This is a genomic window from Clostridium muellerianum, from assembly GCF_012926525.1.
Classification (GTDB): Bacteria; Bacillota; Clostridia; order Clostridiales; family Clostridiaceae; genus Clostridium_AM; species Clostridium_AM muellerianum.
Map to the genome: position 1 here is coordinate 1 of NZ_JABBNI010000001.1, position 13,233 is coordinate 13,233.

Annotated in this window: 9 protein-coding genes; 8 read left to right on the forward strand and 1 reads right to left on the reverse strand. The window is 31.5% G+C overall.

Annotated features, from left to right (window positions below; translation table 11 throughout):
* The first annotated feature begins 378 nt into the window (after nt 1-378).
* Together HBE96_RS00005 and HBE96_RS00010 are read left to right on the forward strand one after the other, a co-directional pair.
* Nucleotides 379-645 (forward strand): putative Se/S carrier-like protein, encoded by a 267-nt coding sequence (locus HBE96_RS00005; protein WP_169295724.1) that lies wholly within the window; start codon nt 379-381, stop codon nt 643-645.
* Between the two features lie 41 nt (nt 646-686).
* Nucleotides 687-1,823 (forward strand): aminotransferase class V-fold PLP-dependent enzyme, encoded by a 1,137-nt coding sequence (locus HBE96_RS00010; protein ID WP_169295725.1) that lies wholly within the window; start codon nt 687-689, stop codon nt 1,821-1,823.
* Nucleotides 1,824-2,184: 361 nt separating this feature from the next.
* Here the strand turns inward: HBE96_RS00010 and HBE96_RS00015 are convergent, their stop codons facing one another.
* On the reverse strand, nt 2,185-3,000 hold the full coding sequence (locus tag HBE96_RS00015) for a hypothetical protein (protein ID WP_169295726.1): 816 nt from the start codon (nt 2,998-3,000) through the stop codon (nt 2,185-2,187).
* Nucleotides 3,001-3,271: 271 nt separating this feature from the next.
* Here HBE96_RS00015 and HBE96_RS00020 point away from each other — a divergent pair, with 271 nt between their 5' ends.
* The 6 genes from HBE96_RS00020 to iorA all read left to right on the forward strand — a co-directional run bounded on the left by HBE96_RS00020 (nt 3,272) and on the right by iorA (nt 13,232).
* Nucleotides 3,272-5,605 (forward strand): U32 family peptidase, encoded by a 2,334-nt coding sequence (locus tag HBE96_RS00020; protein ID WP_169295727.1) that lies wholly within the window; start codon nt 3,272-3,274, stop codon nt 5,603-5,605.
* Between the two features lie 47 nt (nt 5,606-5,652).
* Complete coding sequence (locus HBE96_RS00025) at nt 5,653-8,016, forward strand: endonuclease MutS2 (protein WP_169295728.1); 2,364 nt, start codon at nt 5,653-5,655, stop codon at nt 8,014-8,016.
* A gap of 150 nt (nt 8,017-8,166) precedes the next feature.
* On the forward strand, nt 8,167-8,628 hold the full coding sequence (locus HBE96_RS00030; protein WP_169295729.1) for a 2-thiouracil desulfurase family protein: 462 nt from the start codon (nt 8,167-8,169) through the stop codon (nt 8,626-8,628).
* Nucleotides 8,629-8,986: 358 nt separating this feature from the next.
* Entirely contained in the window at nt 8,987-10,000 is a 1,014-nt protein-coding gene (locus HBE96_RS00035; protein ID WP_169295730.1) for an alpha-hydroxy-acid oxidizing protein, read from the forward strand.
* A gap of 467 nt (nt 10,001-10,467) precedes the next feature.
* Nucleotides 10,468-11,364: a phosphate butyryltransferase gene (locus tag HBE96_RS00040; protein WP_169295731.1), complete on the forward strand. Its 897-nt coding sequence runs from the start codon at nt 10,468-10,470 to the stop codon at nt 11,362-11,364.
* Between the two features lie 104 nt (nt 11,365-11,468).
* Nucleotides 11,469-13,232, forward strand: coding sequence for an indolepyruvate ferredoxin oxidoreductase subunit alpha (gene iorA / locus HBE96_RS00045; RefSeq protein WP_169295732.1), 1,764 nt, complete (start codon nt 11,469-11,471; stop codon nt 13,230-13,232).
* The last annotated feature ends 1 nt before the right edge of the window (nt 13,233 follow it).

Consider the following 13,233-nt stretch of genomic DNA (forward strand, 5'->3'; position numbering starts at 1 on the left):
AAAGTTTTTTGAAAATCCATTTTATAAAACTGTATAAGTGTTTCTATTAATTTTGGATGAAATAACCTATAAATCATGTTTTATCCTCAATATGAAATTTAGATTTTAAAATTGCATAACTGAAGTTATTTAGTTAAAATAATATGTTTTTTTTATTTTATAAATAGATAAAAATTATATATACAACTGCTTTTAGTTAAGTATCCTTGCAATATTATAATATGTAGTAAGTTTTTATTTGCCACATATTTTCAATATTTTATATACTCAGTAATTGAAAATTATTAATTTAACACATTGCTAAGTAGATGCATAGTATGAAATAAAAATTATATATAGCAAAAAACTTATCTATAGGATAAATAGAGGTGAAAAATTGTGAAAAAGAATAATAATGAATATTTAATGGTATTTACCTGCTATAGCAAGGCAGTATTTGTATATAAAAAACTCATAGAAAAAGGATATAAAGTTAATTTAGTTTCTACTCCTTGTAAAATTTCATCAGGATGTAGCCATTCTATTAGATTTAAAGAAGAAGATTTTTCAATTGTTAAAAGCGAGACAGAAAAAAATAATATTGTACCTAAAGCTATATATAAAATAGTTTTACAAAATAATAAGGAAAGCTATGAATTATTATAAAGGCAAGTTTTCAAATATTTGCGAAGTTTAGGGAGGAGATTATGATTTATTTAGACAATGCTGCAACTACTTTTCCTAAGCCTAATGAAGTTTACAAAGAAGTTATAAATTGTATGGAAAATTACGCAGCAAATCCTGGAAGAAGTTCTCACAACTTAGCTATAAAAGCGCAATCGAAAATTATGGATACAAGAGAGGCTATAAAAGAAATTTTTAATATTCCTGATCCTTTTCAGATAATTTTCACAAGTAATGCAACTGAGTCGTTAAATATAGGAATTAAGGGGATTTTAAAAAATGGTGATCATGTAATAAGTACAGTTATTGAGCATAATTCAGTATTAAGACCTTTAAATAGTTTGGTAAAAAAAGGAGTACAGGTTACACTGCTTAAGGTGGATAAAAACGGTCATATAAATATAAAAGATTTGAAACAAGAAATAAGAAAGAATACAAAATTAGTAATTATAAATCACGCTTCAAATGTTATAGGAACTGTACAATCTATATCAACTATTGGTAAAATAGCAAAAGAAGCAGGTATTTTATTTATGGTAGATGCATCTCAAAGTGCAGGAACTATAAATATAGATGTAGAGGAAAGTAATATAGATGTATTAGCATTTCCTGGACACAAAGGATTATTTGGACCTCAGGGTACAGGTGGTTTATTTATAAGAGATGGGGTTTTTGTAGAAGCATTTAAAGAAGGTGGAACAGGAAGTAATTCAAGCGATGTGAAGCAGCCTGATTTTATGCCAGATAAATTTGAAAGTGGAACATTAAATACTCCAGGTATTGCAGGATTATGTGAAGGAATAAAATTTATTAAAAAGGTTGGTATGAAAGAGATTTACAAGCACGAATTATTATTAACAGAGTATTTACTAATAGAATTAAAAAAACTTGACTATGTAAAAGTTTATGGCCCAACTAGTTTAAAAGATAGATGTGCAGTAGTTTCAATTAATATTGATGGAGTGGATAGCTCAATAGTAGGGTATAAACTTAACGAAAAGAATATAGCAGTAAGAACAGGATATCACTGTGCACCATTAATTCATAAAGTTATAGGAACTAGCAACAAAGGTACAGTAAGAATAAGTCCAGGTTATTTTAACACTTTTAAAGATATAGAAACCATAATAAAAAGTATAAGGGGGATATATAAACAATAAGCATAAAGCAACGCAATGTAGTGAAGTAACATTTAATTATATTAGTTCATGTATAGTTGAAAGTTACTTCCTATAATTTTTATATTATTAGAAAAATAAGGTATATTGTATTAGCGAACATGTTAAACATAGAATAAGCGATTTGAAGAATTAATAATTCACAAATCGCCTATTTTTATATATTTAGACATAAGGTATCTTCAAAAAATAACAAGTCTATATGCTAATCTATTTTTGTAATACTGCATCCACAGAACCCTTAGATAAAACAATTATCCGAGGAACCTGCCTTCTTGTCTTACAAAAAATATCCGTCGCATATTCGACTTATTATTTTCTTTTAGATGCCTAAAGTTAACTTTTAAATATTAGAAAATGATATTCCTCGTGTTGTAAAAGAAATTTCAACAAAACCATTTTCTGTATTTGTTGAAATAATATTGACAGGGTTGATTCCACCGTTGAAGGAACCACCGCCACCACCACCGTCAGTACCAACCTTATAACCATTGCCACCGCCGCCACCGCTGAAACCTCCGGCGCCGCCGCCACCGCCCCAAGTTGGGTCGGTATCACCACCACCGCCGCCACCGCCGAATCCGCCAGGGCCGCTATTGCTAGTACCACCTTTACCAGGATTTATAGGATCATTAATTGCTGTTCCACCACCGCCGCCACCGATAGAGGCAGAGGTCCCATTACCTAGAATACCTGCACCACCACCGCCGCCATTACCGCTTCCATTCCCAGCAGTACCACCACTGCCATTTGTACCACCTTGGCTCCCTCCACTGCCTGGATCAACAGTTACACCATCACCACTGTTGGCATTTGCGTCAATTCCAGGAGCATCATTAGTAGCACCGCCACCACCACCTGCGGCAATTAGTAAGTTAGCAGCTGTTACGCTTCCTGTTCCTCGCCAAACAAAGGAACCACCGCCGCCACCGCCACTTAAATGAGTACCGTTACTACCTCTTCCACCTACTAATATACTTAAAATGTCTCCTGGAGTTACAGCAAAGTCACCCTGTATTGAGGCTGGTTTGCCAGGTACCTTACCTCCGATAATAGTACCACCACCACCACCTACAGCTTTTATTGTAATTGATGTTACTCCAGTAGGAATTGTAAATGTTTGAATTGTATTATCTATAAATCCAAAATTAACTGACATAGAAAGTTTACCTCCTCCTATAAAATGTTTAGCTGTGCTCAATTTTATAATATTCAATAAAGGGATTTATGCTACTATAAGACATAAAATACATACAACTAGAGTTACTAACTTGGATTTGAGATTTTATGTGGAAATATGAAAATAATACTTCGTATTATGCTTAAAGTGTAAAATACTCCACTTATGTGCCTAAAATAAGTTTTAAAAGATAAGAATATACTGTATAATAAAAAACGTATGGTTAAGAAAACAGTAGGAGAGATGTAGGATGAATAGAATAGAACTGCTGGCGCCAGCAGGAAGCATGGATAGTCTTTATGCAGCAGTACAGTGTGGAGCAAATGCAGTATATTTAGGAGGAAATAAGTTTTCAGCAAGAGCTTATGCTTCTAATTTTGATAATGAAAATATGAAAAAAGCAGTGGAATACTGTCATTTATATGAAGTGAAAGTATATGTAACTATAAATACCTTAATGAAAGAAAAGGAGCTTAAAGAAGCTTTAGATTATGCTAAGTTTTTATATAGTATTGGTGTAGATGCACTAATTATACAGGATATATCATTAGTAGTGTTGATAAAGGAAGTGTTACCTGATTTTGAACTTCATGCTTCAACTCAAATGACAGTACATAATGGTGAGGGCGCTATTCTTTTAAAGAACAAAGGATTTAAAAGAATTGTGCTTTCAAGAGAGCTTTCTTTAAATGAAATAAAATATATATCTGAAGATTTGAATATAGAAACAGAAATTTTTATACATGGAGCATTATGCGTATGTTATTCTGGTCAGTGCCTTATGAGCAGCCTAATTGGTGGAAGAAGTGGCAATAGAGGAAGATGTGCTCAGCCTTGTAGGCTACCATATACCATAGTTAATAGTATTAGTGGAAGAGAAAAAAAAGGATATTTATTAAGTCCAAAGGACATATGCACTATAGAAAATATAAAAGATATAATTAAAAGTGGAGTTACTTCTTTAAAGATAGAAGGAAGAATGAAAAGACCTGAGTATGTAGCTGCAGTAGTATCATCCTATAGAAAAGCTATAGATAGTATTCTAAAAGGATCAGATGTTAATATTGAACAAGAAAAGAAAAAGCTTTTACAGCTTTTTAATAGAGAAGGTTTTTCAAAGGCTTATTTGTTTGGAAATGTAGGTAAAGATATGATGGCCTATACTTTCCCTAAAAATACAGGGGTAATGCTTGGAAAAGTTCAAAAGGATTTGAGTATTACATTACAAGAAGACTTGAGCATTAAAGATGGTATAAGAAATGGAGAAAAAGGATTTACAGTTTCAAAAATAATACAAAATGGAAATGAAGTTTTAGAAGCTACTAAGGGAAACAAAGTAAAACTTAAACCAGCAGATTTTAAAAATGGAGATATTCTTTATAAAACTTCAGATGTAAAATTACTTACTTCTATGGAGAGTATTTATAAAAGTCCTTTTGGAAAAAAAGTAGATTTAGATTTAAAAGTAACCTTTAAGTTAAATGAACCTATAAAATTAAGTACCATTTATAGAAAAAAACAATATTTTATTGAAGGTGAGTTAGTTCAAAAGGCTTTAAATAAACCTGTATATGTAAATAAGTTGAAAGAGCATCTTGAAAAAAGCGGAAATACTCCTTTTAGGTTTACAAATATACAATTTGAGGATTTTGAAGAAGGTTTTATGCCTGTATCATCCATAAATGAAAGTAGAAGAAAATTAATAGAGTCTATAGAAAAAGATTTGCTTAAAGTAAATAGGGATACTAGTATAAAAATGTTAAATAAAGAAAAAAGTGTTTTTGCAGAAATTCCTAAATACATGGTTTGTGTTAATACAATAGATCAAATGAAAGCCACTCTGGAAAATGGATTTTTAGATGTGATAGTGGATATATTTTATAGAAAAGGTGATATAAAAGATGAATCAATAAAAGAAAACAATGTTTGGCTTAAGGTTCCTAATATTATAAAGGAGGAATTTTCAGCTATATGTTCTAAAGTAGAAGAATTACTTCCTCATATAAAAGGTATAGTTACAGCAAATTTGGGCATATTGCATAAATTTAAAGGAAAAACTACAATAATAGGAGATTATAAATTAAATATATTTAATCCTACTTCTGCACAATTTTATAATGACTTATTAGATGGCACATGTATAAGTGTGGAACTTAATAAAAGTGAAATATTGAATTTAACTAAAAAGTCTAAAATGCCATGTCAAGTAATGGTTTATGGCAAAATAGAAAATATGGTTTCGGAGTATTGTGTATTAGGAAGTACCTTTGGAGGCAAAAATGCTTCTCAAAATTGCAGCAGAGCGTGTGAAAAAGGAACATTTTATTTAAAAGATAGAATGGGAGCATGTTTTACTGTTAATACAGATAAATTCTGTAGGTGTCATGTTTACAATAGCGTACCTACAAATTTGATAGATAACATAGATGAATTAGAAAAAGCAGATATAAATAATTATAGAATTGATTTTATAGATGAAAGTTATAATGAAGTGAATAATGTACTAAAATGTTTAAAAGAAAAAAAATGGAATGGAGATTTTAGTAAATTTACAAGAGGACACTATAAAAGAGGCGTAGAGTAGCCTATGTTAAATAAATAATACAGTTTGTAAAAAGGTGGTTGAACAAGTTGAATGAAAAATCATTAAAAGTGCTGGAATTTTATAAGATAAAAGAACAGTTAAAGAATTATACAAGTACTGGCGCAGCTAAGGATTTAATAGAGGAATTAAAACCTTATGATAATATATATGAAGTTAGAGAACATATTGAGGAAACAAAGGAAGCCTTTAAACTTTTAGTAACAAAAGGTGCACCTCCTTTTGAGGGCGTTTATGATGTAAGGGAAGGTATAAGTAGAGCTGGCAAAGGATCTACTTTAATGCCAGGGCAACTTTTAAAAATAGCAGCAATACTTAGAGCAGCTAGAAGATTTCAAGAATATATAAGTCATAAGCAGGAAGAAGAAGGTTTTAGGGTTTTAGAAGATATATGTCAGGGAATTATTCCGTTAAAAAACATAGAAGATCATATATTTATGTCTATAGAAAGTGAAGAACAGGTTTCAGATAGAGCAAGCACAGCTCTTTATAATATAAGAAAAGCTTTAAAGGATAAAAATTCTTCTGTAAGGGATAAAGTAAATTCTCTTATAAGAACTTATTCAGATTATCTACAGGATAACTTATATACTATGAGAGGAGATAGATATGTTTTACCTGTAAGAGCAGAACATAAAGGAGCAGTTCCTGGACTTGTTCATGACCAAAGTTCTAGTGGAGCGACTTTATATATAGAACCTATGGGCTTAGTTAATTTGAATAATGAAATAAAAGAACTTATGTTAAAGGAAAAAGCAGAAGTAGATAGGATATTAGCATACCTATCAAATGAAATTTATGGCAGTATAATAGCAGTAAGAACTGATGCAAATATAATATGGGAACTAGATTTTATTTTTGCTAAAGCTAAGTTTGCTAGTGAACTTAATTGCATAGCTCCTAAGGTTAATGATGAAGGAATTATTGACATAGTACAGGGAAAACATCCTTTAATAGATAGAAAGATAGTAGTACCTTTAGATGTATATTTAGGTAATGGTTTTACATCATTGGTGGTAACTGGGCCTAATACAGGAGGTAAAACAGTTACATTAAAAACAGTTGGATTACTACATATTATGGCATTAAGTGGACTTATGATTCCAGCTAGAGAAAATTCTACTGTAAGCTTTTTTAAAGAAGTATTTGCAGATATTGGAGATGAACAGAGTATAGAGCAAAGTTTATCAACTTTTTCATCACATATGACTAATATAGTAAATATAATTAATGAAGCAGATGATAAGTCTTTAGTTCTTTTTGATGAATTAGGAGCAGGAACAGATCCTACAGAAGGAGCAGCACTAGCTGTATCTATTTTAGAAAATTTGAAAAGTAGAGGGTGCAGAATAGTTGCCACTACTCATTATAGTGAACTTAAAGTTTATGCTTTAAAAGTTGATGGGGTGGAGAATGCATCTGTAGAATTTGATGTAGAAACATTAAGACCTACATATAGACTTTTGATTGGAATACCCGGTAAATCAAATGCTTTTGAAATATCTAGAAGATTGGGACTTGCAGATTATATAATTCATGATGCAAAAGAAAATATAAGCAGTGAGACTCTTCAATTTGAGGATTTAATACAAAGCTTACAGGATAAAACTGTAAAAGCTGAAACTAATGTACGAGAAGCAGAAACTCTAAAATTAGAGGCTGCTAAAATTAAGGATAAGTATGAAGAAAAAATGGTTACACTTCAAAATGCTAGGGAAAAAGCTGTAATAGAAGCTCAAAGAGAAGCAAAAAGAATTGTAAAAGAAGCTAAAGAGGAAGCAGATAATATTCTTAAGGAAATGAGAGAATTGGAGAAAGTCGGGTATGCTTCAGATGTACGACATAAGCTTGAAGAGGAAAGAAGAAAACTATCAGAAAAGCTTGATAATATAGATGAAAAAGTTAATAAGGTGAAAAAGGATGATGGTGAGGAATTAAAACATGTAACCCAAGGTCAAGAAGTTTTTGTACCTTCTTTGAATCAAAAGGTAATAGTCATATCTAAACCAGATAGCAAGGGAAATGTTCAAGTTCAAGCTGGAATTATGAAGATAGAAGTTAAATTAAAGGATTTAAGAGCAGTAACTGGTGCTATGAATAAAGAACAGAAGAAAAAAATAAAAAGAGAAGCAAAGCTTAATTTAAAATCTGTAGCTTCATCAGTGGATTTAAGGGGAATGGATTCTTTAGAAGCAGTATATACTGCAGATAAGTATTTGGATGAAGCGTATTTAGCAGGACTAAAGGAAGTAACTTTAATTCATGGTAAAGGAACAGGTGTATTAAGAAATACTATAACAGATATGCTTAAGCACCATTCTCATGTAAAAAGATATAGATTAGGTGAATATGGCGAAGGTGGTACTGGAGTTACAGTGGCAGAACTTAAGTAGAATAAGTAATAATAGATTTGAGTAATAAAGATAATGCGAAGCATTATTTTTAAGAGGATAGAGGACAATTCTCCTCTTAAAAAAGTTGATTCACATTATTTTTAAAATTGTAAGAATTAATTTTAGATTTATAGGGGAGAGTGAAAATCTATGATATTAGTTAGTGCGTGTTTATGCGGAGTAAACTGTAAATACAATGGTGGTAACAATTTAAATACTAAGGTTCTGGAACTATTGAAGCAGGGGAAAGCCATACCTGTATGTCCTGAACAATTAGGGGGGCAGAGTACACCAAGACCGGCACATGAAATAAATAATTCTACTGGAGCAGAGGTATTGGATGGAAAGGCTAGAATAGTTGGACCGGAGGGGGATGATGCTACTGCAGAATTTTTAAAAGGAGCTTATGAAACTCTTAAAATAGCAAAAGAATGTGAAGCAAAAGTTGCTATTTTAAAGGCAAGGAGTCCTTCATGTGGATACGGGAAAATTTATGATGGCACATTTACTGGAAATAAAATAGATGGTAATGGAGTTACTGCAGAGTTATTAAGTAGAAATGGAATTACAATTTATACAGAAGAAGATGTTAAGGCATATGAAAGAAAATAGCAAGTCAAAGATGTTAGTATATTTTGCGATGGACAAGGAAACAGGTTCCGCTGATAGTTGTTCTATCAAAGGGTTCTGTTGACGCAGTATGACGCAAAATATACTAACATACTGACTTGTTATTTTTTTGAATATGCCTAATAGTGGTAAATGTAAATTTGACCTTTATTAACTTTGCAGACAGATAAGGAAAATTTTTAATAACAATGGTTTTGTTAAATCTGCTTATATAATTTTAAAAATTAACAATGAAATTTAGTTAATAATTATTGAGATTTAAAATAAATGAATTATAATTAAAGTGTATGTTTAAATTAAAATATTATATTCATAAAATAGTATAAGTGGGGAGATAAAGATGGATTACAAAGAAGTATTAAAAAATGCTCGTGAAAATTTAAATGGAAGTTGTAAAGTATGTCCGATTTGTAATGGTAAGGCTTGTGCTGGAGAAGTTCCAGGAATGGGTGGAAAGGGTACAGGAGAAGCTTTTTCAATTAATGTTGAAGCTTTAGATAGTTACAAACTTAATATGAGAGTTATACATGATGCTAAGAATCCAGATACTAGTATAGAATTATTTGGAAAGAAAATGGATGTACCAGTATTTGCAGCACCAGTATCAGGAACCACATTAAATATGGGGGGAAAGTTTACAGAGGAACAATACATATCATGGGTAATTGGAGGATGTCTTGATGCAGGTATATACCCTATGGTAGGAGATACTGCAGTAGATTCATTTCTTATAACCAACCTTCAACAGTTAAAAGAGTTTAATGGAGAAGGAATTGCTATAATAAAACCTTGGGAAAATAGTAATGTTATAAATAAAATAAAACTTTCAGAAGAAGCAGGTGCATTTGCCGTAGGTATGGATATAGATGCTGCAGGACTTATAACTTTGGCACTTCATGGAAAACCAGTGGGACCTAAAACAGTAAATGAAATAAAAGAAATAGTACAAAGTACAAAGCTTCCGTTTATATTAAAAGGAATAATGACTGTGGATGAGGCAAAGCTTGCAGTAGAAGCTGGGGTGGATGCTATAGTTGTTTCAAATCATGGTGGAAGAGTACTTGATCAAACACCAGGGGTAGCAGATGTACTTCCAGAAATTGCAGAGGCAGTGAAAGGTAAAGTTACAATACTTGCAGATGGTGGAGTTAGAAATGGTGTAGATGTTCTTAAAATGTTAGCTTTAGGGGCAGATGCAGTTCTTATAGGAAGACCATTTGTAACAGCTTCATTCGGAGGAGAAAGAAACGGAGTTAAACTATATATAGATACATTAAAGAGTGAATTAAAATCAGCTATGGTTCTTACAGGATGTAAGTCTGTAAAAGATGTTACAGATAGAATTTTATACTAATATATATTGAAAAATCCAGGCTTATGAAGATAAGTCTGGATTTTTTTGTGCGTACAAAACTTTAATTTAATATTATAAGCATATTGCGATGCAAAGGTGCAGTAGTAGTTTGGATTTTAACTTTTACCATATATTCAATGCGGACTCCACCTAAAAAGTTGCGTTGCAATATTTTTAAACTGCGAAAGTCAAGTGTGCAATCAATAGTACTAATGGTATCGTTACTTAATACCGTTAGTACCATTAATCAAAATATTAAAAAGTAAAAATATTAAAAATCATTAGAATAGAAGTACTATAAGATTGGCATAGTATTTGCTATCTATTAATGTAGCGTTGATATAAAGTTATTTTTAATAGAACTAAATGATGGTATGAAAAAATAAATACTTGTTTAGGTAAAAGAGATTACTAATTAAGGTAAGTACGATGTGGTGAATTAATTACAATAATGGGGGTAAATATTTATGGTGAAGAAACTAGAACAATTAATAAGCTTAGCTAAAGAGAAAAGTAAAAAAACACTTTCAGTAGCAGTAGCTCAAGATAAAGAAGTTTTAACAGCTGTATCAGAAGCAGTTAAACTTGGAATAGTAGATGCTATTTTGGTGGGGAATGAAGAAGTTATAAGAAATATAGCCAAAGAAGAAAATTTATATATAGATAATGTTGAGATTGTGAATGAAAAGGATATCAAAAAAGCAGCAGCGAAAGCTGTGGAGTTTGTATCTAGTGGACAGGCTCAATTCATAATGAAAGGAATGCTTGGAACTGCAGATTTATTAAGGGCTGTATTAAATAAGGAAGCAGGACTTAGAAGCAAAGGCTTACTTTCACATGTAATGGTTTACCAGGTACCTTTATATCACAAACTAATTTTTTTAACTGATGGAGGTATGGTTCCGTATCCAACTTTGGAAGACAAGATAGGGATAATAAATAATTCAATAAAGGTTGCACATAAGTTAGAAATAGAAAAACCTAAAATAGCGCCTGTTTGTGCAGTGGAAGTTGTTAACCCTTCAATGCAGGCAACTATTGATGCAGCTGTATTAACTCAAATGAATAAAAGAGGACAAATAAAAGGTTGCATTATTGATGGACCTTTAGCTTTTGATAACGCAATATCAAAAGAAGCAGCAGAACATAAAGGCATTGTAAGTGAAGTAGCAGGAGATGCAGATATACTTTTAGTTCCAAATATAGAAGCTGGAAATTTTGTAGGAAAGTCTATGACGTATTTTGGTAAAGGAGAAAATGCTGGAGTTATAATGGGTGCTAAATGCCCTGTGGTACTTGTTTCAAGGGCAGATAGTGCTAGGTCAAAATTATATTCTATAGCATTGGGATCTATAGTATCATAGTAAAAACAATTTTATTGAATTAAATAAAACATAGTTTAATTAACGATTTAACAGTAATGTGTATGTTGAGCCAATTAACAAAATTTAAAAATGGAGGTATATATATGAAAGTCATTATGTCAGGAAATGAAGCTATTGCAAGAGGTGCGTATGAGGCAGGATGTAAAGTTGCTTCAGCTTACCCTGGAACACCAAGTACAGAAATACTTGAAAATTTTGCTACTTATGATGGAGTATATGCAGAATGGGCGCCAAATGAAAAGGTTGGTTTAGAAGTAGCATCAGGGGCTGCTATTGGAGGAGCAAGAAGTTTAACAACCATGAAACATGTAGGATTAAATGTAGCAGCAGATCCATTATTTACTATGGCATATGAAGGTGTAAATGGGGGATTAGTAGTAGTTACAGCAGATGACCCAGGAATGCATTCATCACAAAATGAACAGGATAATAGACTTTTTGCTCCTCATGCCAAAATAGCTATGGTAGAACCATCAGATTCACAAGAATGCAAAGACTTTATGAAAGAAGCTTTTAATATAAGTGAGCAGTTTGATACAGTTGTACTTTATAGAAGCACTACAAGAGTTTCACATTCAAAAAGTGTAGTAGAATTAGGAGAAAGAGAAGAGGTAGAAGTAAAGCCTTATGAAAAAGACATAAAAAAATATATAATGATACCAGCACATTCTAAAAAGAAACATTATGAAGTAGAAGAAAGACTTAATAAGCTAAAAGAGTATTCTAATAATTGCGGTTTAAATAGAATGGAGATAAAAGATACTAAAATAGGCATAGTAACGAGTGGTATATCTTATCAATATGTAAAGGAAGTTTTTGGAGATAAAGTATCTATATTAAAAATAGGAATGAGCTATCCACTTCCAGATAAAATGATGAAAGAATTTGCTTCAAAGGTAGAAAAACTTTATGTTGTAGAAGAAAATGAGCCTTATTTAGAAAATGCACTTAAAGTTTTAGGAATAAATTGTATAGGAAAAGAAGTTATTCCTATATGTGAGGAGTTAAATCCGGATATTATAAGAAAAGCTATATGTAAAGAAAGCGTTGAAGAAAATTATTCAATAGATATAAAAGCTCCATCAAGACCTCCTGTACTTTGTCCAGGATGCCCACATAGAGGAATTTTTTATGCAGTTTCAAAATACAAAGATAATATAATATCTACAGGAGATATAGGATGCTATACTTTAGGTATGGTAGCTCCTTTAAGTGTAACTGATACTGTAGTTTGTATGGGTGCTTCAATTACAGCAGGACTCGGAATAGAAAAAGCAAATCAGTTGGCAAAAAGAGATAAAAAGGTATTTGCTTTTATAGGAGATTCAACATTCTTCCATTCAGGTATTACAGGACTTACAAACTCAATATATAATAATATACCTATAGTTACATGTATATTGGATAATAGGACAACAGGTATGACAGGTCATCAGGAAAATCCAGGAACTGGCAAAACTCTGCAAAATAAGCCAGCACCAATGATAGATATAGAAAAAGTTGTACTTGCATTAGGTGTAAAAGAAGAAAATGTAAAAGTAGTAGATCCTTATAAATTACAACAAACTGAAGAAGCTGTGAAAGTTGCATATGAGAGTAGAGAGCCTTTTGTTATAATAACAAAGCAGCCTTGTGCTTTAAAGAAAGATGTTATAAAGAGAAGGGCAAATATGTTCTGTCATGTAGATTCAGATAAATGTAAAAAATGTAAAGCGTGCTTGAAAACAGGATGTCCAGCACTTAAGTTTAAAGAAAATGTAGTTAGTATAGATAAAAATATGTGTAATGGCTGTGAATTATGCAAACAGGTTTGCAAATTTGATGCTATAGAAAAGGTTGGTGAATAAT

Bases quoted from the DNA above. Each gene is read 5' to 3' on its own strand.
- HBE96_RS00010 (WP_169295725.1), top strand. From the start codon at position 687: ATGATTTATTTAGACAATGCTGCAACTACTTTTCCTAAGCCTAATGAA.
- HBE96_RS00015 (WP_169295726.1), bottom strand. From the start codon at position 3,000: ATGTCAGTTAATTTTGGATTTATAGATAATACAATTCAAACATTTACA.
- HBE96_RS00020 (WP_169295727.1), top strand. From the start codon at position 3,272: ATGAATAGAATAGAACTGCTGGCGCCAGCAGGAAGCATGGATAGTCTT.
- HBE96_RS00030 (WP_169295729.1), top strand. From the start codon at position 8,167: ATGATATTAGTTAGTGCGTGTTTATGCGGAGTAAACTGTAAATACAAT.
- HBE96_RS00035 (WP_169295730.1), top strand. From the start codon at position 8,987: ATGGATTACAAAGAAGTATTAAAAAATGCTCGTGAAAATTTAAATGGA.
- HBE96_RS00040 (WP_169295731.1), top strand. From the start codon at position 10,468: ATGGTGAAGAAACTAGAACAATTAATAAGCTTAGCTAAAGAGAAAAGT.
- iorA (WP_169295732.1), top strand. From the start codon at position 11,469: ATGAAAGTCATTATGTCAGGAAATGAAGCTATTGCAAGAGGTGCGTAT.